Source organism: Aeromonas sp. 602396, assembly GCF_049173735.1.
GTDB lineage: Bacteria > Pseudomonadota > Gammaproteobacteria > Enterobacterales > Aeromonadaceae > Aeromonas > Aeromonas veronii_A.
Map to the genome: position 1 here is coordinate 39,697 of NZ_JAAKSD010000014.1, position 20,965 is coordinate 60,661.

Consider the following 20,965-nt stretch of genomic DNA (forward strand, 5'->3'; position numbering starts at 1 on the left):
CATGAGCTTGGAGTCAGCAGCTGGATGCGAAGGAGCCACGAACCGACGGGGCATCCGCTGCCCCGCCAGAGATCAGGGGAGAGGGTCGGGAGCGGGTGAGGAGGGGGCGCTGACGAGCTGCATCACTTCAATCTGGATCCCCTGCACCAGCACGGTTTTCAGATCCTGCAGGTACTCCTCCAGCGGTGACTCTTGCAGCAGCTGGGCAAGCTCGTTGCCCACCGGGGTGAGGCGGTAGTAGAGCAGGGTGATGTTGTTCTGCTTGCACTGCAGCCGCCAGCGCTGGTTGCCAAACTCCAGCTCGACCCCATCGGCGGGCAGCGGGCCTGACTCCAGCTCCGCGCGATGCAGCAGCCCGAGCTCAAACAGTTGCAGCAGGGCGTTGTAGGGCAGTCGGTATTTGCCAAGGCCAAGGCGCGTTGCTTTGGCGCGACTCAGCAGGGTGGCCCCCTTGTGCAGCCCCAGCAGCAGTCGTTGCTCGTCGCTGCCGGTGTAGTGGCAGGTCAGCGAGCAGATGCGCTGGAACAGCTGGGCCTCGCGCTGGGTCATCTCTTTGAGGGTGGCGAGGGCCCGGATGGAGAAGCGGCCCGGGGTGGCGACTTCCAGCGCGAAGATCCGCCCCCACAGCTGCTGCATCGGCACCATGCTGATATCTTCCGCCAGTTGCAGGAAGCGGGTCAGCCAGTCGCTGTCCATCTCGCCGCCGGCGGCCGTCTCTTCGCAGTGGCGGGAGGCCATCACCATGATGGCTTCCAGATTGCGCTGGCGGGCGGCCTGATCCGCCAGATGGCGAAAGGTGGCGCGCTGTTCGAAGGTGCTGTCGGTGTTGCGGGTGAGCATGCCGTCTATGCCGCGACTGCGCGCCAGACGCAGGGTCTGCTCCTGGCTGCTCAGGATCGAACTCTCTTTCTTCGGGGGGGGGAGGTCTGCCATGCTGACTCCATTCGCACAGGTTCTGGAGCTGAATGTTACTCCAACCGGGATGCCAAGATAACAAAGCGGCCTCCGTGGAGGCCGCTTTTTTTGCAACGGGAGGATTACTCCTCGTAGACGCTCACCTCGACCGCTTCCATCGAATAGGAGGCGGTGGCCATCTCGTGGCTGGAGCTGACCGTGCGCATCTTGCCTTTCACCCAGATGGCGTCCCACAGATCATCCACCGGCGCACCCTTGGGGTAGCTCACATAGATCACCTGATTGGTGGGGGGCGGCGGCACATGGATGCAGGCGCCGAAGTAGGGTACCAGCAGGAAGGCGGTGATCTTCTTGGCATCCCCCTCCAGCGGCACCACGAAGCCCGGAATGCGCACATCCTGGTTGTCCAGCTTCTTGTTTACCCCGCCCACCGGTTGCGGCACCGACATGGGATCTTCGTGATTGACCTGGGGCGGTGGCAGCAGTTTTTCCCCTTCCGGGATGAGCACATCCCAGTCGATGGTCTTGTAATCGGCGGCCAGGGCGGGCAGCACCAGCAGGCTGGCGAGCAGCGCCACAATTTTCCACTTCATCATCTGTCCTTCTGTTTCTATTTTGGGCGTCTCGCTAGACGCGAATGCTCATGCCATCGCTCAGGCTGTAGCGGTAAGCGCGGGCGGCAGGGAGTAGGCCGATCACCATGCCTGCCAGCCAGACTACCCCCAGCAACTGCCACTCATAGGCGCTCGGCAGCCCCAGACTCAGTTGCAGGCCATAGTGGCTGAGCAGCCAGGGCGAGGCAAGCCCCTGTCCCAGATAGAGCACGGCGACCCCGAGGGCGATACCGACCGTGGTCAGCGCCATGGCCTCCAGCGCCAGCAGCAGGAACAGGTGGGCGGGGCCGGCACCGAGGGATCGCAAAATGGCGAGCTCCCGGCGTCGTTCGTTAAGCCCTGCCAGCAGGGTAGTCAGCATGCCGATCAGGCCCGCCACCACCACGAAACCGGCGATGACCGAGAGGGCGGTTTCCGCCACGCTCATCAGGCTCCACAGCTCCTGCAGGGCGGCCCCCGGCAGGATCGCCATCAGCGGCTCTTTGGGATAGGTGTTGACGCTGCGCTGCAGCTGGAACGCCAGAATGCGGTTGCTCAGCCCCACCATAAAGGCGGTGATGGTTTTCGGGGTGAGATCCTGCGCCAGCGCCTGCTCCGGTGTCACGTTCTTGCTGTGGCGGCCGGTGTCCCAACCGAGATGGATCGCCTCGATCCCCGCCAGCGGCACATGGATGGTGCGATCGATGGGCGTACCGGTCGGCGCCAGAATACCCACCACCTTGAACGGCAGATTGTCGTGCTGGCTGAAGGAGGTGTTGCCAGCGCCGTGGGCGATGACGATGGATTGGTCAAGGTGATAGCCGAGCTTCTCGGCCACCTGAGCGCCCAGCACAGCTTCAAACGGCGTCTCGAAAGGCCGCCCTTCCCGCAGTTGCAGCGACTGCTGCTGACCGTACTTCAGGTGGGTGAAGTAGTCGCCATTGGTGCCGAGCACCCGAAATCCCTTGTGGGAGTCGCCAAGGGAGAGCGGGATGGTCCAGGCGACGCCCGGTTTCTGCTTGATGGCCTGATAGGAGTCCCACCCCACGTTGTTGGTGGGGTTGCCGATGCGAAACACCGAGTAGAGCAGCAGGTTCACCTGACCGGAGCGGGCGCCGACGATGAGATCGGTTCCCGAGACGGTGTTGGAGAAGCTTTCGCGGGCCTGGGTGCGCACCCGCTCCACCCCGAGCAGCAGGGTGACGCTGATGGCGACGGCCAGCAGGGTGAGCCCGGCGGTGAGTCGGCGGGCCCAGAGACTTTGCAGGGCGAGCTTTAGCATGATGCCCTCCGGTTGAGCTGTTGCAGGTTTTCGACCCGCGGGAACAGGGGTTCGAGATAAGGGTCGTGACTGACGAAGATCAGGGTCGAGCCCTGCTTGTCGCACTCCTCGAACAACAGCTTGATAAAGGCCGCCCGGTTGTCGGTATCGAGGGCCGAGGTGGGCTCGTCGGCGATCACCAGTGGCGGCGAGCCGATCAGCGCCCGTGCGGCGGCAACCCGCTGCTGCTGGCCGATGCTGAGGGCATGGACGGGGCGATGCAGTGCGTCGTCCGGCAGTTGCAGCTCCGCCAGCAGACGGCGCGCCTCCTGCTCCGGACTCCCTTGCAGGCGGGCCCGTTTGGCGGGCGAGAAGGTGAGGGCAGCAGTCACGTTGTCCTGCACCGAGAGAAAAGGCAGCAGATTGAACTGCTGGAAGATATAACCCAGATTGGCCGCCCGGAAGTGGTCACGGGCACGGCCAGAGAGCCGGGCCAATGGTTGGCCCAGCACCTCCAGGGTGCCGTGGTTGGCGGTCTGGATCCCGGCCAGCAACCCGAGCAGGGTCGACTTGCCGGAGCCCGACGGGCCCTTGATAAAGACCCGCTCACCCTCGCGGATGGTGAGGGCGGGCAGATCGAGTACAGCGTCGCCACCTGGCCAGGCAAAGGCCAGATCGCGGATCTCAACCACGGCTTTTTTCATGGCGTTACCAGCTCAGCTTGTTGGCGGACGGGGTCAGCTCGCCAGCGGTCTGGCCGGTAGGCAGAATGCCCTGCACGCTCAGCTTCTCAAGGCTCGGATAGACGCTGAACAGGGTCGCCTCAAGGCCGGTCAGTTTGGCCGGCGTGGCGCAAGTGTAGGTGTACATGGCGCCCATATCGGCGTGACCCGCTTCGTCATGATCATGGTGGTCTTCATGTTTGTCGCTGGCAGCCTTGTCATGGTCATGGTCATGGTCATGGTCATGGTCATGGTCGTGATCATGCTCTTCTTTGGCTGCTTGCAGCTCCTGCTGGGTCAGTTTGCAGCCAGCGGCCGGGTCGAAGCGAAACAGGGCGTCAGGCTGCTGGAGGCGGGCGACCGCCTTGGCATACTGCGCCTTCTCTTCATCGCTCTTGGCTGCGTGCTCGAAGCCCACCAGATCGGCTGCGGGTGCCTGCAGTTCGATCATCAGCTGGTCGCCATCGACCACCAGATTGAGGTGGCCGTGGCCATGCTCGTGGGCGCCGTGGCTGTGGCTCTCGTGTTCGTCGTGATTTGCGTGTGCGCCAAAGGCCGCAGCGGCCAGCAACAGAGTAACTGCTTTCATCTTTAATCCTTTTTCAAAACAAATAGCGAAATTAAACAAAGGGATAGAGAAAAGCAGAGGCGGGCGGCGCACGGATGGCATAGCTGTGAAGCGTGGCGGTATCTGCCGAGCGTTGCATGGTTGCAACTGCGGGCAGAACAGAGGTCGAACCGGGGAAACAATAGGGGGTGGCGGTGATGACCTGTTTGCCATCCAGATGGAGGGCGCAAACCAGGCAGTGATGGTCGTCGTGGCCGGGCAGGGCGGATTCAAACTGGTGCCGGGCAAGGGCAGGCTGCAGCCATAACCAGCCCAGCAGCAAGATCCAGATTTTCAGCTTGATACGACCCATAGACCCTTATGGAAAGGGCGCCATCAGCGCCCTTTCTCTCTGACTTAGAGATGGGACTTGATGAGCCCCATCACGGTAGCAATGTTGTTGGCATCGAGCTGGCCATCTTTGGCAAACAGCACTTTGCCCTCTTTATCCAGCAGGATGATCGCCGAGCTTTCCGGCGTCAGATCCCAGGCGTTGCGTGCCATCCCCTTGGCATCCAGCACCATGGCGGACCAGGGGAACTCTTTCTTGCTGTCCTCGGCACTGCTCTTCACGAAGCCGGAGGTACCCCAGATGGCGTCATTGCTGTTGATGACGGTAACGGTCTGGTACTTGTCTTGCGGCAGCTTGGCGGCCTTGATCGCCTCGATCATCGGGGCGTTCAGCTCCTTGGCACTGGAGCGACCGGCAATATGCTGAATCAGGAACACCTTGCCGGTGAGCGAGGTGCTCTGCCACGGCTGGTAGCCGATATCCTTGCCGTTCAGTACCAGCTCACCCTTGTCGCTGACATTGACCAGCGGCACCGGGTTGCCATCCTTGAAGTTGTGAGCAAAGACCAGAGATGGCAGCAGCGCCAAAGTAAGTACGAGATGTTTCATCCTGATGACACTCCATTTGTTATGTTATAACGAGTTTCGGATTGAGGGAATGGGCGAGCTTCATCCTAAACTGATCGGATCTGTTTAAAAAGTGTTAAATAAGATCGCAATTCAGAAGCGTCGGCGCCCCGCCAGTCAGGGGGTTGGCTGGCAAGGGCGGCTAGGATGGCATGACATCAATAAAAATCAATGAATTGGCTGCTGGTCTGAGCTGTCTGCGTCAGTAGAGCGACTCGCTGATGAGGGGGATCTTGGCCATGGTCATCTGCTGGGCCAGCAGGGACGAGCCGGTCAGCAGCACATGGCGCTGATTGTTGATCACCACCACATCTCCGGGTACGCCACTGTCTGCCGTAATGGCCAGCCAGGCAGGGGAGACGCTGCCGATGCTGATATCCGGATAGATGATGCTGAGCACATATTGCGGGGCCAGCTCCGCCAGCAGACTGGCCATCAGCAGCGCCTTCTCGTCGCTGTCGGCCTTGTTATCCTGCAACGCCTGCAGCGGCGGCGCGAAGTGATCCAGCTGCTCCGGCTGGGTGGGGATGGCGTTTAGCCACTCTTGCATCAGGCTGACGCTGGTGGCGAGATCCTTGGCGGCAAACTGCTGCGCCAGTGGCTTGAGGTGCCCTTTGAAGTGGTAGAAGAGCTGGGAGTAATCGGGGCGTACGCAAGGCAGTTTGCGATTGGCAGGATGGACGCAGGGTATCACCCTCATCTGGTAGAAGGCATCCTCCTGATACTGTTGGTAGGCTTGCCAGAATAGCAGCGACTCCATGCTGTCGTCCCGCAGGGTGAAGGCCTGCTCCAGATTGCGAAACTTGGTAGCTGTCTCGGGGCTGCTCTGATTGATCAGGTTGATGCTGTTGTAGAGCCGTGGGCTGATATAGGCGTAAAGGGTCTCCAGCGGATTGGTGAGAGAGGCCTTCAGCAGGCTCATCTCGTGGCGACTGGCGGCCATCACCTGATCGTCGGTGGTCAGCTGGAAGTGCTTGCGCTGGCCATCGGTGGATTGCCACTGCCAGCTCATGTTGATCTCGCTGGCGTTGCTTGTGGCGCCAAGGGTGGTGTAGAGAGTGAGGCTGAGCAACAGCGCGGGGGTCAGCTTCATGGTGGTGCTTCCTGCCGTGGACGATAATTAACAACTAGGTGAGCCGGCACCACTTTGGTGATGTTTCGTTTTGTGATCTGGATAACAGATTGATGTGACTTTTAATTTAATTGTGAAATTAAGTCACTCTGGAGGGGTTATGAAGCCTTGGATCATAGTGCTGTTTGGGCTGCTCAGCCTGCCAGCCATGGCGGGTCAGGTGATCGTCAACAAGGGGATGTCCGTTGCGGATACCTTTGCCCTGCGTGACCAGCTGGCGCGCGAACACGAATGGCAGGAGTGGCTGCGCTACCAGCAGGCCATCAAGTGGCTGGAGGTGTTGCCGGTCAACTGCGAGCTGATGAGCCAGCCGGGCGGCGGCTATCGCTGTGGCGGTGATTACTATCGTCCCTACCAGAAAGATGGCCGTGAAATATACATTCAGGGCAATCCTGCCGAAGAGGCGGCCGGTCTGCTGCCGCAAACACCGACAAAAAAGGCGCCATAAGGCGCCTTTTTTACAAACCGAGTGATGCTTACTTGGCAGCGTAACGCTCGGCAGAGGTTTTGATCTCGGCTTCGGCAGCGGCCTTGTCGCCCCAACCTTCCACCTTGACCCATTTGCCCGCTTCCAGCTCTTTGTAGCGCTCGAAGAAGTGCTGGATCTGGGCTTTCAGCAGTTCCGGCAGATCGTTCACATCCTGGATGTGGTCGTACTGCTTGGTCAGCTTGGAGTGTGGTACGGCAACGATCTTGGCATCTTCGCCAGATTCGTCGGTCATCTTCAGCACGCCAACCGGGCGGCAGCGAATGACGGAACCGGCCAACAGCGGGTAGGGGGTCGGAACCAGTACGTCGACGGGGTCACCATCCAGAGAGAGGGTCGCGTTCACGTAGCCGTAGTTGCACGGATAGAACATCGGGGTAGACATGAAGCGATCGACGAAAATAGCACCGCTGTCCTTGTCGACTTCGTATTTGATCGGGTCGGCATTCTGCGGGATTTCGATGATGACATAGATATCGTCGGGCAGGCTCTTGCCGGCCGGTACCAGGTTCAGGCTCATGATAATTCCTTCGTTGTTAGTATCAGGTTTGCAGGCCGATATTATAGCGATGTGATGTTAAATGACCATATTTCAGCGGCTATCGCTAACAAAGAAGGGGGATGTTTCCGGTTTGCGGCGCGTTGATGTGTGCGGGATGCAACAAAACGGCTGTTTTGATGCCCTGCCGCTGACCTTGGTGACCGGCAGGGCATGTGGAGTTGCGAGCAACGAGGGTCAGAGCGAGTAGGGGAGTCTCGATTCGTTGACCAGTCGCGACAGGGCTGTCACTACATGAGGGTCAAACTGGGTGCCGGAGCGGGACTGGATATACTCCATGGTTTGCGCCAGCGTCCAGGGTTCTTTGTAGGGGCGCTTGCTGAGCAGGGCATCGAATACATCGACCACCGCCACAATCCTCGCCGACAGGGGGATCTGCTGGCCTGCCAGCTGCTGCGGGTAGCCTTTACCATCGAAGTGCTCATGGTGGCCCCGGGCGATCTCTGCCCCCAGCGAGAGGTAGCTGGTTCCCTCCACCATTTCGCCCGCCTTGTGCAGGATATTGGCGCCGATACCGGCGTGCTGCTCCATGATGGCCCGTTCTTCCGGGTCGAAACGTCCGGGCTTGTGCAGGATATGATCCGGGGTGCCCACCTTGCCCACATCGTGCAGGATGGAGGCCATGCCGATCATCTCGACAAACTCCGGGGTCAGTTGCTCCGGGTAGGCTGCCATCTGCTTCAATTCGGCCACGATGGCATCCGAGAGTTTCTGCACCCGCAAGACATGCTCGCCGGTATCGGAGTCGCGAAACTCTGCCAGCGCCGCCAGCGCCACCACGGTGGCCTCCTGGGCGCGCAGCAGCTGATTGTAGAGATAGAGATTGTCGTAGGCCGCCGAGATGCGCTGACAGAAGACATCCAGCAGGTCGCACTCGAGAGGATCCAGAGGCTGGGTCGGGGTGAAGCTCAACACGAACTCGCGGCCATTCTGGGCGGCGATATAGAGGGAATCCTGAGGGTGTTCAAAGCGGTTGCAGCGCTCGTTTAACGCCTTCATGACCGACTCTTTCAGGGCAGAAAATTCATCAAGGCTCTTCTCCTCCAGCAGCGCCTCGTAGTCTCCGGTTGCCGCCAGGATCTCAAGCCCATGTTCTCCTGGGCGGCGTTCGGCACAGATGGCCCCTTCGGTGCCCACATCGAGAATGGCGCTGATCTGTTTGAGCACGCCGGAAGCAAACTCCTTGAGTGAATGGAGATGGTAGAGATCGCCCGCGCCCTCCAGAATTTTGCCGAGTCCCTGTCGGCTCTTGTCGATGGCGCTGAGGGTTTCGTAGGAGCGAAGGGAGGCGATGACGGTGGTGAAGAGTTTTTGTACCGTCAACTCGGTCTTGGTTTTGTAGTCGTTAATATCGTAATCGAGGATCACCCTTTGTTCCGGTGCCTGACCGGGCTGGCCGGTACGCAGCACGATCCGCACCAGCGAGTTGCGCATCTCGTTGCGGATCCGGTGCACCAGCCGCAAACCGGCATCTTCGGTCTCCATCACCACATCGAGCAGGATCAGGGCAATCCTGGGATTGGCCTCCAGCATGGTGGCGGCTTCAGCACCGCTGTAGGCGTTGAGCAGCTCCAGCGGGCGAGATTTGTACTGAATATTGGAGAGGGCAAGCCGGGTGGCGTGATGAATATCCGGCTCATCATCCACGATCAGCACTTGCCAGGGATTGAGTGCCTTGGGGACCACGACCTCTTCATCATCGAGTTCGATGATGTCGTCATCCAGCCAGATATCGTCCTTGTCTTGGGCACTGCTCATATCGGTTACGCCTCCGGCGCTCAATGAGTATGTGAAGAGTATGCACGATCACCTCTGTCAGGATCATCAGGATAAGCAGATATCGTGAGCTGGCACCGCCTCTTTCATCTTTACTCGAAAGGCTCAAGATAACTCTGGATCGATTTTTTCAACCAGGCCAATACTTTGCCGTGATAGGCATTTTCTGCCAGATAGACGCCATAGTCTCGCCACTGCAGGCTGAACTTGTGCTTCAGGGTCAGCAGGGTGCCTTGTCGCAGCTGGCTCTGGATAAGTGGCGAGGGGAGCACCGCCCAGCCCAGCCCATCGAGGACCGCGTTACGCATCAACTCGAAGCTGGAGAGACCTATATGCTGGCCTCCCACAGGTAGCAGGCTTTTTACAGAAAATTCATCTACATACGAGAGAGTTACCTGGGTGTGATCGGTCAGATCCTGCTGTTTGACCCGCTTCAGTCCGGCCAGCGGATGGCTGGGCGCCACCACCATCAGGGTGCGGATCGGGTTGAGCAGATCGATGTTGAGGCCGCTGCGCTCCTGATCCTCGGTAATAAGGCCAAATGCGGCATCGACGAACCCCTCTTCAACCAGCGCTGGCAGTTCAGGCGGAGAGGCAAGCACCAGCGAGATACTGGTGCCGGGAAACTGGTTGTGCAGGCTGGCCAGCATCTCGCGCCACACTTGCTCGGGGATGGCGTCATCGCGGGCAACCCGCAGCGCCACTTCGGCACCCGAGGCGTAATGTTTGCACTTCTGCTGCAAGCTGTTGGCCGCCTGTAGCAGGCGAGTGCAATCATCAAGTACCAGCTCGCCGATCTCGGTCAGGCGACTCTGATTGGCTCCTCGTTCGAAAAGTTCGACGCCAAGCTCAACTTCCAGTGCTGCGATGGAGGTGCTGACAGCGCTGCGGCTTTTGCCGAGACGACGGGCGGTGTTGGCTATAGAGCCGCTATTGGCTGACTCTACAAAGAGTTCTATCTGATATAGCTTCATGTTTTACAGACCATGGCGGAGTTTTTCACCATCACCTTAGCGTGCCGAACCAAGGCAAGGCAAACCTGTGGCGTCGGAATAATCGACGCTGAGCGATTGTCGCGAGTTGCTTCTCCCCGTTTACCATCTCTCCCGTCGAAGCAACAAAGGCATCCTATATGTTATTAAGTCGTATGTTTCTGGCCCGGCTGTTTTTGACCGGCGCCATCGTGACCGAGGTCGCCGGCACCTCCAGCATGACCATGATCCCCGAGCAGGGGGCTGGCTGGATGAATTACATCCCGATGTGGCTGTTGATCGGTTTCTCGTACTGGTTGCTGGCGAAAGCCGCCAAAACAATCTCCATTGGTATTGCGTTTGCGCTCTGGGAAGGGCTCGGGATCACCCTGATCACCATAGTGTCGGTCATGTTCCTCGGTTACGATGTGACCGTTCAGGAGCTGATTGGCCTGGCTCTCGCGATAGTGGGGATTGTTATGGTGACCATGGGGGAGACCCATGATGAGCCTGCAGACAAGTCAGTAGAAGCGGAGGCCACAGCATGAGTCCGTTTGTGATTGTATTGGGTGCCGCACTGATCGATATCGGCGCCAACATGGCCATCAACCGCTCCAAGGGTTTTCGTTACAAGGGGTGGGGCTTCCTGGGGATCATGCTGGTACTCGGCGCCTTTACCCTGCTCTCGGAAGCGGTAAGTGGTGGCCAGATTGACCTGGCTGTTGCCTACGCCACCTGGGGGGCTATCGGCATCGTCGGTACGGCGTTGGGCGGTTTGCTCTTCTTCGGTGAGCGGCTCAAGCCCATCGGCTGGGCTGGCATGATGGTGATGGCGCTGGCTGTCGTTATGCTGACTACCGCCTGATAACCTGAAGCAATAACAAAAGCCGCCCGGTTGCAACCGAGCGGCTTTTTGTTTGGCCGACAGTTTGACCGACTCAGGCTCAGCGCGGCGCTTCGTAGAGCTCCAGCGGCAGGCCGTCGGGGTCGGCGAAGAAGGTAAAGCGCTTGCCGGTCAGCTCGTCCACCCGCACTGGCTCAACATCGACTCGATGGGCATGCAGATGGGCGATGACCCGGTCAAGATCGCTGACCCGAAAGGCGAGATGGCGCAGGCCGCACGCCTCGGGGCGGGAGGGGCGCTCGGGAGGCGAGGGGAAGCTGAACAGCTCCAGCTGGCCGCCGTCCGGCAGGGCCAGATCCAGTTTCCACGACTGGCGCGCCTCGCGCAGGGTCTCGGCGATGATGGGCAGCCCCAGCACCTCGTGATAGAAGTGGCGCGATCGCTGGTAATCGCTGGCGATAATGGCAATGTGGTGAATAGCCTCAAACAACGGCTGGCTCATGATGACTCCTTGTAAGCAGGCTGGGGAGAGGGGCCGCCCGTGCAGCCCCTCTCGCGATGTCAGTTGAAGAATCCACCGAACCACTCATCCAGGGCACTGCGTGGCGTCGTACTGCCGGCACAGCTGGTCGGGGAGCCCATAGTCGAGGTCTTGGCCGGTACCTGCAGGCTGCCCGGGCAGTCGCTGGTGACGCGGGTGCCGCTGGCACGGGAGAAGTTGGCCCAGGTGATCCCCTCCGGGATCTGCAGGCTCAGGCTGTTGACGCCTCGCTGGCTCATGTAGCCGCTAAAGAGCTGCAGTGCCCCGCTTGCGCCGGTCAAGCCCGCCGGGGTGTTGTCGTCGCGCCCGACCCAGATACTGACCAGCTCGTTGTTGTCCATCCCGGTAAACCAGGAGTCGCGCAGCTCGTTGGTGGTGCCGGTCTTGGCTGCCATGGTGGCGCCGGGGAACTTGGCACTGAGGGCGCGGGCCGTGCCCTGACTCACCGTCTTGGTCATGGCGAACAGGGTCAGCCAGCTTGCTTGCTGGTCGGTGACCCGCTTGGCGGTCTGATCATGCTGATAGAGCAGGCTGCCATCCCCGTTGACTACGGCGCGAATGGCCGACAGCGGCTGGGTCAGTCCCTGATTGGCGATGGGCAGATACATCTGGTTCACCTCCAGCGGCGAGAGGGCCACTGCCCCCAGCACCAGCGACGGATAGGGCTGGATCTCCTGCTGGACTCCCAGCTTGTGCAGGGTGTCGACTACCTTCTCCAGCCCGACTTGCAGACCCAGATTGACGGTCGGTACGTTGAGGGAGCTGGCCAGCGCATCCATCAGCGGCACGCTCTGGCGGAACTTGCGATCGTAGTTCTGTGGCGTCCAGACCTGACCATCCTGACCGCGAATGCGGATCGGCTGATCTTTGAGCGGGGTCGCCAGGGTCAGACCGTTTGAGAGACCGGTGAGGTAGACCGCCGGTTTCACCAGCGAGCCGATCTGGCGGCGGGCATCCAGTGCCCGGTTGAACCCGGCGTAGCGGGGATCGCGGCCACCCACCAGCGCGACCACTTCGCCCTTGTGCCAGTCGGAGACCACCATGGCCGCCTCCAGCTTCTTCTTGCCGCGCAGTTTTTCGATATCGGCGAGGCCCGATTCGACCGCTCGCTCGGCCGCGTGCTGGGCGATGGGGTCGAGGCTGGTGAAGATCTTGAGGCCGGACTGCTTGAGCAGATCGGCGCCGAAGCGGCTCTGGATTTCCCGCTTGAGCAGTCCCATAAAGGCCGGGGTGCGGCCATAACTCATCTGGCCACGGGTGATGATGCCGAGGGGTTGGCGGCTGGCCAGTTCATACTCTGCCTGGGTCAGGCTGCCGTGATCCATCAGCAGCTTCAGCACCAGATCACGGCGGGTCTTGGCCCGCTCCGGGAAGCGCCATGGGTCGTAATAGGAGGGGCCTTTCACCAGACCGACCAGCAGGGCGACCTGATCGATATCCAGCTCGTTGACCGGAATGCCGAAGTAGAAGTAGGAGGCGAGGCCGAAACCGTAGACCCCTTGCGAGAAGTTCTGCCCCAGATAGACCTCGTTGAGGTAGGACTCCAGGATCTCGTCCTTGCTGTAGCGATAGTCGATCAGCACCGCCATATAGGCTTCCTGCAGTTTTCGCCACAGGCTGCGTTCACGGGTCAGGAAGAAGTTTTTGGCCAGCTGCTGGGTCAGGGTACTGCCCCCCTGCACGGTACGACCCGCGATCAGGTTGGCGAACATGGCCCGCATGATGGCCACCGGCGAGACGCCGCCATGCTGGTAGAAGTCGCGATCTTCGGTGGTGAGCAGGGTCACCAGCAGGCTGTCGGGCACTTCGGCGATACGCACCAGCAGGCGATCTTCCCGATCTTCGGTATTGAGGCGATCGAGCAGCACCGGGTCCATCTGGGCGTAACCGAGCTGGCGCTGGTTCTCCAGCGACTGGATCCCCTCAAGGCGCGGGCCGTTGAAGGTGAGGCGCAGGCCGCGGGCTCCGTCGGCGCCGTCATAGAACTCGAACGGGCGGCGAATCAGCTCGATGCGGTTGCCGTTGATGGTGTATTCACCCGGCGTGTGAGGCTGGCGCACCTGCTTGTAGCTCAGCATGTTGAGCTCGCGCAGCATCTGGTCCCGCGACAGGCGCTGGCTGGGGTAGAGCTCCAGTGGACGGCTGTAGACCATCACCGGCAGCTGCCACTTCTCGCCATCGAAGCGCTCGCGCACCTTGGTATCGAGGTAGATGCCAAACACCACCATAAAGGCCGCCACCACCAGGGAGAGCTTGAAGCCAAGCCAGAACAGCTTGCGCCAGATGGTGCGTTTGGGCGCTGCCTTCTTGGGGGCACGCTTGCGTCGTTGGGTTGCCATAAATCCTCTTTGCTTTCCTTTCTACTTGTTATGTCGCATTCGCGAACGTCCGAGCGGGATTAACCCGTCGAACCTAGATGCCCATCTTCTTTTTGGTGACTTTGGTCGGCATCGCCTCCAGCGGATTATCCGGCCAGTAGTGGCGGGGATAGCGTCCCTTCATCTCTTTCTTCACCTGTTCGTAGGATCCTGCCCAGAAAGCGGCCAGATCGGCAGTGATCTGCAGCGGTCGCTGGGCGGGGGAGAGCAGCTCAACTACCAGCGGTACCCGGCCATCGGCCACGCAGGGGGTTGAGCCTTGCCCGAACATCTCCTGAATGCGCACCGGGATCACCGGTGCTTGCCCTGGCTGATAGCGGATCCGCACCCGGCTGCCGGTGGGCGCTGCAAAGTGGCTCGGCAGCGCCTCGTCCAGCCGTTTGGGCAACGGCCAGGGCAGGGATTGGCGCAGGATGTCGCCGAGGTTGAGCTTTTTCAACTGCTCCAACCGGGTCATGCCGCTCACCGCTGGCAGCAGCCACTGTTCCAGCGTGGCCAGCAAATTTTCCTCATCCATCGCGGGCCACCCCTCATCGGGCAGCCAGTCGCGGGCGCAGCGCAGACGGGCCAGCAGCCCTTCGCTGCTCTCGTCCCACGGCAGCACATGCAGCCCCTTGCGGCGAATGCCTTGCAGCAGGCAGCGCCCTTTCTGCTCGTCAGAGAGTTCGGTCAGTGGTCGCTGGCTTAGCACCAGCTCGCCGAGCACCTGCTGGCGTTCGGCGCGCACCCGCTCTTCCCGTTCATCCCAGTCGAACCACTGGCGCTCGCTTACCAGTTCCGGCAGCAGGCGTACCAGCTCGTCCAGATCGACCGGTTCGGCGATAAAGATGCGGCTGCCGCGATCGTTTTGCCCCATCTCGATGGCGATAAGGGCCCCTTGTCCCTGACAGGGATGACCTTCTACCAGATCGCAGCTCACCCCACCACTGAGTTGATAGCGACTGCCGCTGCGCAGCTTGCCGATGCGATCCGGCCAGGCGAGGGCGCAGAGTAGCCCCAGCCACTGACCCTGCGCACTGGCAGGGCGCACACCAAGCCGTTCAAACCAGCGGGCCGCGCTCTGGCGCAGGGCACTTTGACGGCGGTGAAACAGCACAGAGAGGCGCTCCGATCCTCGCAGATCTTCTTCCTGCAACGCCACCAGATAAGCGGCATCGGCGACAATCCCTGTCAGACCTTCAGCTTCCAGCTCGCGGGCGCGCAGCAGCATGCGGGCGAGACGAGGGTGGGTACCGAAGGCCGCCATGGCACGACCAGCGGGAGTGAGTTGTTGCTCACCCTCCGGCTTCATGGCGCCAAGAGCCACCAGCAGCCGCTGGGCGCTGGCCACCGCAGCGGCGGGAGGCATATCGAGAAGCGGCAGATCTTCCACCTTTGCCCCCCACTGGGCGGCGTCCAGCAGCAGGCCGGTCAGCTCCTGAGTGAGGATGTCTGGCGGGCTCTGCTCGGCGAGCCGCTCCTGCACCTCGCTGCTCCAGAGCCGGTAGCAGATACCGGGGCCGAGGCGACCGGCGCGGCCTGCCCGCTGGGTGGCGGAGGATTTGGCTATCTGGCGGGTTTCCAGTCGGGTGACACCGCTTTTCAGATCAAAGGAGGCCCGTCGTTCCAACCCGCTGTCGATCACCACCGAAATCCCCTCAATGGTGAGGGAGGTCTCCGCCACATTGGTGGTGAGCACCAGCTTACGGCGGCCCGCAGGCGCTGGTTCGATGGCTGCCTGCTGCGCCGCCATGTCGAGGCGGCCGTAGAGTGGGGCGAGGGTCACGTCGTCCGGCAGTTTGTCTGCCAACCATTGCGCCAGTCGCTCGATCTCACCCTGTCCCGGCAGAAAGACCAGCAGGCTGCCATCTTGCTCGGCCAGCGCTTCGAGCACCACGGCGCCGACTTGCGGCTCCAGCCACTGCTGGCGATTGGCGGGGCGGTAGTGGTAGTCGATGGGGAAACCGCGCCCTTCCGAGCGAACCACAGGGGCATCCGGCAACAAGGTCTCGAGTGCCATGCCATCCAGGGTTGCGGACATCACCAGTAGCTTGAGGTCATCGCGTAATCCCTGCTGGCTCTCGATGGCGAAGGCCAATGCGGTATCGGCGTGCAGGCTGCGTTCATGGAACTCATCGAAGATGACCAGCGAAACGCCAGTAAGCTCAGGGTCTTGCTGCAACATCCGGGTCAGCACCCCTTCGGTGACGATCTCGAGCCGGGTCGCTGAGCTGGTGCGGCTCTCGCCACGCACTCGCAGGCCGATGCGCTCGCCCACCTTCTCCCCCAGCTGGCGCGCCAGAAAAGTGGCGATATTGCGCGCAGCCAGGCGCCTTGGTTCCAGCATGATGATGCGGCCGGGCAGCCGGTTCTGACGCACCAGCTCCAGCGGCAGCAGGGTCGATTTGCCTGCGCCGGGAGGCGCCTGCAGGATCACGCTGGTGTGGCTGTCGAGGGCGGCAAAGAGTTCGGGTAATACCGAAACGATGGGGAGCTGGGACAAAGCGATGAGCACCTTTTGTGGCAACCGGTAAAACGGCGCCTATTCTGCCACAGCCACCCGCACCACCGTGAGTGGATGTGCGGAGATGGTCACTCGGGCGGGAGGGTGGCGAGACATGGCCGGATGGCTGCCATAGAATGGGCCCATCCAATGAGCGTGAAAAAGGCATTATCACCACATGGCCAAACTTTTTTTTGCCCTGCCCGTCAAGGAGCTCGCCCCCGAGCTCATCGCCTGGCGCGATAAGCTGCCCTGGCCCGGTCAGCCGGTGCCACAAGCCAACCTCCACCTGACCCTGGCTTTTCTGGGTGAGGCGGACGAGTTGACCACCCGCCGCCTGATCGCCGCCGTAGAGCGTCAGCACTGTCCGCCGCTCTCCATCAGGCTGGATGAGATCGGCTGGTTCAGCCGGGCAAAGGCTGCCTGGATTGGCCCGAAGGAGTGGCCCAACGAGCTGACCGTGCTGGCTAAGGCGCTGCGCCGCCACGGCGAGAAGCTGCGCCTTGGCAATGGCGAGCAGGGTTATCGCCCCCATGTCACCCTGTCGCGCAAGGCGGGTGAGGCTCCGGCCATCCTGCCTGCCCCAAATTTTCTGCTGCAGGCCGATGAGTTCTGCCTCTATCAATCCATCTCGACTCCGGACGGGGTGCGCTACGAGCCGCTTGCCTGCTGGCCGCTGCGCGCCCGGGTAAAAGAAGACGCGCGGAGGGCTAACCCGTGATCTTTGATCCCCCCCTGCAATCGGGCCAGCTGGTGGCCCGCTACAAGCGCTTTCTGACCGATGTGCAACTCGATAACGGCGAGGTCATCACTATCCACTGCGCCAATACCGGTGCCATGACCGGTTGTGCCGATCCGGGCACCCGGGTCTGGTACTCCACCTCCGATAACCCCAAGCGCAAGCTGCCCAACAGCTGGGAGATCGCCGAGAGCCCGGCGGGCCACTTTATCTGCGTCAACACGGCGCGCGCCAATCAGATCGCCCGGGAGTTGATCGAGCAGGAGGCTATCGCTCCGCTGGCGGGGTACAGCCGGTTGCGCACCGAGGTGAAGTATGGCGAAGAGAACAGTCGCATCGATCTGTTGCTGGAAGATGACGAAAAGGGCAATTGTTACATCGAGGTAAAATCGGTCACCCTGCTCGACGAGCGGGAGGAGGCTGGCATGGGCTACTTCCCGGATGCGGTCACCGCCCGTGGTGCCAAGCATTTGCGCGAGTTGATGGCGATGAAAGCGGCGGGCCACAGGGCTGTGCTGCTCTTTATGGTGTTGCACTCAGGAATAAGCCGGATGCGCCCTGCAACCCATATAGATCCGCACTATAGTCTGCTAATTGAGCAGGCAATTGCGGCGGGGGTTGAAATTTTATGCTATCGGCCCCATGTTGGGGTGCAAGGCATGGTGGCTCAAGGGTTTATCCCGTTTGAATCTGGTCACCTGTTACCCGAGGGGAGGGCATAAATATTGGAGTGGGTAACATTATTGGTACGGCTCGTTTGCTTACCCGTTACCCTTCTGCTATAGATGTCGCCCTCAATTTATGGATGGCACGGGTAGCGTGCTGAATTAGGAGACAGGGCATGCCAACAGGCGAAAACAGGAAATCTCTGGGCCCCCTGGCCATTGCGGGTGTCGCGCCTTACCAGGAAAAGCCGGGTGAGGAGTACATGAATGACCAACAAAAGGCGCATTTTCGCAAGATCCTGGGTGCCTGGCGCAACCAACTGATGCAGGAAGTTGATCGTACCGTCGACCATATGAAAGACGAGGCTGCCAACTTCCCGGATCCCGTGGATCGTGCCGCGCAAGAAGAAGAGTTCGCTCTTGAACTGCGTACCCGCGACCGTGAACGCAAGCTGATCAAGAAGATCGAGAAGACCTTGCAGCTGCTTGAAGACGATGATTTCGGTTACTGCGAACACTGCGGTATCGAGATCGGTATCCGTCGTCTGGAAGCCCGTCCGACTGCCGACCTCTGTGTCGATTGCAAGACGCTGGCCGAGATCAAGGAAAAACAGATGGCCGGTTGATCCCGACCCTCTGGTATATGAAAAAGGGAGCTTGCGGGCTCCCTTTTTTATTGAGCTTTTGGCGGTCGCGCTCCAGAATGCAGCCTCAATGAATCGCTTACCCGAACAGTCATGCCAGTGAATCCCCCGTCCTCACCCCTTGTGCGCCCCTATGTCGGCCGCTTTGCTCCCTCACCCTCAGGCCCGCTTCATTTCGGTTCGCTGATCGCCGCCCTCGGCAGCTTTTTGCAGGCCAGAGCGCAGCAGGGGCGCTGGCTGGTGCGCATCGAGGATATCGATCCGCCTCGGGAGATGGCGGGGGCGGCCGACCTTATTCTCAAAACCCTTGAGGCATATGGTCTCGAGTGGGATGGGGAGGTGATGTTCCAGAGTGCGCGCCACGGCCGTTATGACGAGATCATCGACCAGCTCTATCGGGCGGGGGACCTCTACTGGTGCCGTTGCACCCGGCGCGAAATTATGGCCGCGGGCGGTCTCTACAGCGGCCACTGCCGCACGCTGGGGCTGGCGGCCGAAGGTTGCGCCGCCCGGCTGCGCCAGCACCATCCGGTCTACCACTTCGACGATCGTTTGCAGGGCCATATCGCGGTCCCGGCGGCGCTCGCCGAGGAGGATTTCATTATCCGCCGCCGCGACGGGCTCTACGCCTACAACCTGGCAGTGGTGGTGGATGATATGGACAGCGGCATCACCGAGATAGTGCGCGGCGCCGATCTGCTGGAGCCCACGGTGCGCCAGATTGCCCTCTACCAGACCCTGGGGGCGCCGGTGCCCGACTGGGTGCATTTGCCGCTGGCGGTGTTGGCAGATGGCAACAAGCTCTCCAAGCAGAACCATGCGCCGGCCCTCGCGCTTGATGAGGTGCGACCAGCCTTGTGGCAGGCGCTGCACTTCCTCGGCCAGTGTCCTCCCCCCGAGCTGATGGCAAGCAGGATCGACGAGATCATCGGGTGGGGCATCGCCAACTGGCGGCTCGATCGGGTGCCAGCCAGCCAGAAGATCCCGCTGGACATTGAGTAAAGAGAGCCGGTTTTCGTGTAACAGTACGCGAGCTATGTGCAGATTGACCGCTATTTTCGCTGACAGACGGTTTCATGCGGGATCAATTGTCAGCACGGTTTTTCATTTGGTTAGGCGTGAGCTATGCGCAAGTAGACCGCTATTTTTTGGCTCGGTTTGATTCAAATGAGCTGAAGTAGCCACATGGTTTTTCATTTGTGCAGGCGTGAGCTATGATAGGCCGCTATTTTTTGGCCTCCCGTCAATTTAGAAGTCATGAAGAGGTGTACCATTTTTTCCCAGATCGCAAACTTTTGCCGCAAGGTGCTCGGCAAGGAAGACGGCGAGCAGTCGGCGGAGTCCCCCATTCCGGCCCGTGTTGCCGGACAACGTCGAACCCTGAGTCGTGACCAGCACCCGATTTCGCGCAAAGAGATCAGCGAGAATGCACTCAAGGTGCTCTATCGCCTGAACAAGGGCGGCTACGAAGCCTACCTGGTCGGCGGCGGAGTCCGGGATCTGCTGCTCGGGAAGACGCCCAAGGATTTCGACATCGCAACCGATGCGACGCCGGAGCAGATCAAGGCGCTGTTCAGCAACTGCCGCCTGATTGGCCGTCGTTTCCGCCTGGCCCACATTGTGTTTGGTCGTGACGTGATCGAAGTGGCCACCTTCCGGGGTCACCACCATCAGGTCAATACCAGCAAACATGTGTCGGCCCAGTCTGATGAAGGCATGCTGCTGCGCGACAACGTCTACGGCACCATCGAAGAGGATGCCGAGCGCCGCGACTTTACCGTCAACGCCCTCTACTACAGCGCCAAAGATTTCACTCTGCACGATTTCGAAGGGGGTCTGGAAGATCTGGCCGAGCGCAAGCTTGAGCTGATCGGCGATCCCGAGACCCGTTATCGTGAAGATCCGGTGCGGATGCTGCGCGCCGTGCGCTTCGCCGCCAAGCTGGATATGACCATCAGTCCGCGTACCGCCGCCCCTATCAAGGAGCTGGCGCCACTGCTGCAAGACATACCGGCTGCCCGCCTGTTTGAGGAGACCCTCAAGCTGTTCCTGGCTGGCGACGGTCTGGCGACCTACAAACTGCTGCGCGAGTATGGCCTGTTCCAACAGCTCTTCCCGCAAGTGGCGGCGCTGTTTACCCCGCACGGCAACTCGCCCTGTGAGCAGTTTATCGAGCAGGCACTGATCGATACCGACACTCGCGTTCGTGAAGATAAACGCGTCACTCCCGCCTTCCTCTACGCCACCCTGCTGTGGGGCTGCGTCGAGGCCCGTGGTCGGGTGCTGGAGAACGAGAGCGGCCTGCCCTGGTATGACGCCTTCATGCTGGCGATCAACGAGGTGCTGGACAATCAGGTGCGGATCATCGCCGTTCCCCGCCGTTTCACCACAGATGTCCGCGATATCTGGGCACTGCAACAGCGGTTGACCCGTCGTCAGGGCAAGCACCCCGAGCGCGCCATGGAGCATCCCAAGTTCCGCGCGGCGTTCGACTTCCTGTTGCTGCGCAACCGGGTCGAGCGTGGTCTCGGCGAGCTGGCCAGCTGGTGGGAGCGCTATGTTGCCTCCAATCCGGATGTGCGCCCGCAACTGCAGCGTGAAGCGACCCGTCGCCCGGCCAGCGGTGAGCGCGGCGAGGCTCGCAGCCACGATGGCGAGAAGCGCAGCAGCAACAGCCGTAACCGTCGTCGCCCCCGTCGCCGCAAACCGAAAGTAGCCGAGTGACAACAGA

General features: G+C 60.9%; 22 protein-coding genes. 8 read left to right on the plus strand and 14 right to left on the minus strand.

Annotated features, from left to right (window positions below; translation table 11 throughout):
• Positions 1 to 72: 72 nt before the first annotated feature.
• The 8 genes from G5229_RS16020 to G5229_RS16055 all read right to left on the minus strand — a co-directional run bounded on the left by G5229_RS16020 (position 73) and on the right by G5229_RS16055 (position 6,109).
• On the minus strand, positions 73 to 933 hold the full coding sequence (locus G5229_RS16020; RefSeq protein WP_047439578.1) for a TIGR03899 family protein: 861 nt from the start codon (positions 931 to 933) through the stop codon (positions 73 to 75).
• Positions 934 to 1,037: 104 nt separating this feature from the next.
• A complete protein-coding gene (locus tag G5229_RS16025; protein ID WP_026034852.1) occupies positions 1,038 to 1,511 on the minus strand; it encodes a DUF3299 domain-containing protein in 474 nt (157 codons plus the stop codon).
• Positions 1,512 to 1,542: 31 nt separating this feature from the next.
• Positions 1,543 to 2,790 (minus strand): ABC transporter permease, encoded by a 1,248-nt coding sequence (locus G5229_RS16030; RefSeq protein ID WP_021229567.1) that lies wholly within the window; start codon positions 2,788 to 2,790, stop codon positions 1,543 to 1,545.
• The gene (locus tag G5229_RS16035) at positions 2,784 to 3,473 is read right to left on the minus strand and encodes an ABC transporter ATP-binding protein (RefSeq protein ID WP_005335686.1); all 690 of its coding nucleotides are present in this window, start codon (positions 3,471 to 3,473) and stop codon (positions 2,784 to 2,786) included. Before G5229_RS16035 ends, G5229_RS16030 begins: the two co-directional genes overlap by 7 nt.
• A 4-nt stretch (positions 3,474 to 3,477) precedes the next feature.
• Positions 3,478 to 4,080, minus strand: a complete 603-nt coding sequence (locus tag G5229_RS16040; protein ID WP_088868496.1) for a DUF2796 domain-containing protein — start codon at positions 4,078 to 4,080, stop codon at positions 3,478 to 3,480.
• A gap of 31 nt (positions 4,081 to 4,111) precedes the next feature.
• On the minus strand, positions 4,112 to 4,411 hold the full coding sequence (locus tag G5229_RS16045) for a DUF2607 family protein (RefSeq protein WP_100645133.1): 300 nt from the start codon (positions 4,409 to 4,411) through the stop codon (positions 4,112 to 4,114).
• A 44-nt stretch (positions 4,412 to 4,455) separates the two neighbouring features.
• Complete coding sequence (locus tag G5229_RS16050; protein ID WP_005343253.1) at positions 4,456 to 4,998, minus strand: YtfJ family protein; 543 nt, start codon at positions 4,996 to 4,998, stop codon at positions 4,456 to 4,458.
• Between the two features lie 220 nt (positions 4,999 to 5,218).
• A complete protein-coding gene (locus G5229_RS16055) occupies positions 5,219 to 6,109 on the minus strand; it encodes a hypothetical protein (RefSeq protein WP_167557564.1) in 891 nt (296 codons plus the stop codon).
• Between the two features lie 139 nt (positions 6,110 to 6,248).
• Between G5229_RS16055 and G5229_RS16060 the strand changes: the two genes are divergently transcribed.
• A complete protein-coding gene (locus tag G5229_RS16060; RefSeq protein WP_167557563.1) occupies positions 6,249 to 6,596 on the plus strand; it encodes a hypothetical protein in 348 nt (115 codons plus the stop codon).
• 28 nt (positions 6,597 to 6,624) lie between these two features.
• On the opposite strand, the gene ppa is transcribed toward G5229_RS16060, so the two are convergent.
• The 3 genes from ppa to G5229_RS16075 form a co-directional block, all read right to left on the minus strand.
• A complete protein-coding gene (ppa, locus tag G5229_RS16065; RefSeq protein ID WP_005335667.1) occupies positions 6,625 to 7,155 on the minus strand; it encodes an inorganic diphosphatase in 531 nt (176 codons plus the stop codon).
• 216 nt (positions 7,156 to 7,371) lie between these two features.
• Positions 7,372 to 8,952: a DUF3369 domain-containing protein gene (locus tag G5229_RS16070; protein ID WP_421209619.1), complete on the minus strand. Its 1,581-nt coding sequence runs from the start codon at positions 8,950 to 8,952 to the stop codon at positions 7,372 to 7,374.
• A 110-nt stretch (positions 8,953 to 9,062) separates the two neighbouring features.
• On the minus strand, positions 9,063 to 9,944 hold the full coding sequence (locus G5229_RS16075; protein ID WP_216979467.1) for a LysR family transcriptional regulator: 882 nt from the start codon (positions 9,942 to 9,944) through the stop codon (positions 9,063 to 9,065).
• A 158-nt stretch (positions 9,945 to 10,102) separates the two neighbouring features.
• Here G5229_RS16075 and G5229_RS16080 point away from each other — a divergent pair, with 158 nt between their 5' ends.
• On the plus strand, positions 10,103 to 10,489 hold the full coding sequence (locus tag G5229_RS16080; protein ID WP_179902532.1) for a DMT family transporter: 387 nt from the start codon (positions 10,103 to 10,105) through the stop codon (positions 10,487 to 10,489).
• Positions 10,486 to 10,806 (plus strand): SMR family transporter, encoded by a 321-nt coding sequence (locus G5229_RS16085; RefSeq protein WP_005335659.1) that lies wholly within the window; start codon positions 10,486 to 10,488, stop codon positions 10,804 to 10,806. The genes G5229_RS16080 and G5229_RS16085 overlap by 4 nt, the downstream gene beginning before the upstream one ends.
• A gap of 79 nt (positions 10,807 to 10,885) precedes the next feature.
• Here the strand turns inward: G5229_RS16085 and G5229_RS16090 are convergent, their stop codons facing one another.
• The 3 genes from G5229_RS16090 to hrpB all read right to left on the minus strand — a co-directional run bounded on the left by G5229_RS16090 (position 10,886) and on the right by hrpB (position 16,186).
• Positions 10,886 to 11,287, minus strand: coding sequence for a VOC family protein (locus G5229_RS16090; RefSeq protein ID WP_421206899.1), 402 nt, complete (start codon positions 11,285 to 11,287; stop codon positions 10,886 to 10,888).
• A gap of 59 nt (positions 11,288 to 11,346) precedes the next feature.
• Positions 11,347 to 13,665 carry a penicillin-binding protein 1B gene (gene mrcB, locus G5229_RS16095; RefSeq protein WP_337073486.1) on the minus strand — a complete coding sequence of 773 codons (2,319 nt, stop codon included), beginning with the start codon at positions 13,663 to 13,665 and terminating at the stop codon, positions 11,347 to 11,349.
• Positions 13,666 to 13,738: 73 nt separating this feature from the next.
• Positions 13,739 to 16,186, minus strand: a complete 2,448-nt coding sequence (hrpB, locus tag G5229_RS16100) for an ATP-dependent helicase HrpB (protein WP_421209621.1) — start codon at positions 16,184 to 16,186, stop codon at positions 13,739 to 13,741.
• Positions 16,187 to 16,364: 178 nt separating this feature from the next.
• On the opposite strand from hrpB, the gene thpR reads away from it, so the two are divergent.
• The 5 genes from thpR to pcnB all read left to right on the plus strand — a co-directional run bounded on the left by thpR (position 16,365) and on the right by pcnB (position 20,958).
• Positions 16,365 to 16,907: an RNA 2',3'-cyclic phosphodiesterase gene (thpR, locus tag G5229_RS16105; protein WP_337073488.1), complete on the plus strand. Its 543-nt coding sequence runs from the start codon at positions 16,365 to 16,367 to the stop codon at positions 16,905 to 16,907.
• The gene (gene sfsA, locus G5229_RS16110; RefSeq protein WP_337073489.1) at positions 16,904 to 17,647 is read left to right on the plus strand and encodes a DNA/RNA nuclease SfsA; all 744 of its coding nucleotides are present in this window, start codon (positions 16,904 to 16,906) and stop codon (positions 17,645 to 17,647) included. Before thpR ends, sfsA begins: the two co-directional genes overlap by 4 nt.
• Positions 17,648 to 17,766: 119 nt before the next feature.
• On the plus strand, positions 17,767 to 18,216 hold the full coding sequence (dksA, locus tag G5229_RS16115) for an RNA polymerase-binding protein DksA (RefSeq protein WP_005335644.1): 450 nt from the start codon (positions 17,767 to 17,769) through the stop codon (positions 18,214 to 18,216).
• Between the two features lie 111 nt (positions 18,217 to 18,327).
• Complete coding sequence (gene gluQRS, locus G5229_RS16120; RefSeq protein WP_337073490.1) at positions 18,328 to 19,236, plus strand: tRNA glutamyl-Q(34) synthetase GluQRS; 909 nt, start codon at positions 18,328 to 18,330, stop codon at positions 19,234 to 19,236.
• A gap of 255 nt (positions 19,237 to 19,491) precedes the next feature.
• Positions 19,492 to 20,958 carry a polynucleotide adenylyltransferase PcnB gene (gene pcnB, locus G5229_RS16125; protein WP_421209624.1) on the plus strand — a complete coding sequence of 489 codons (1,467 nt, stop codon included), beginning with the start codon at positions 19,492 to 19,494 and terminating at the stop codon, positions 20,956 to 20,958.
• The last annotated feature ends 7 nt before the right edge of the window (positions 20,959 to 20,965 follow it).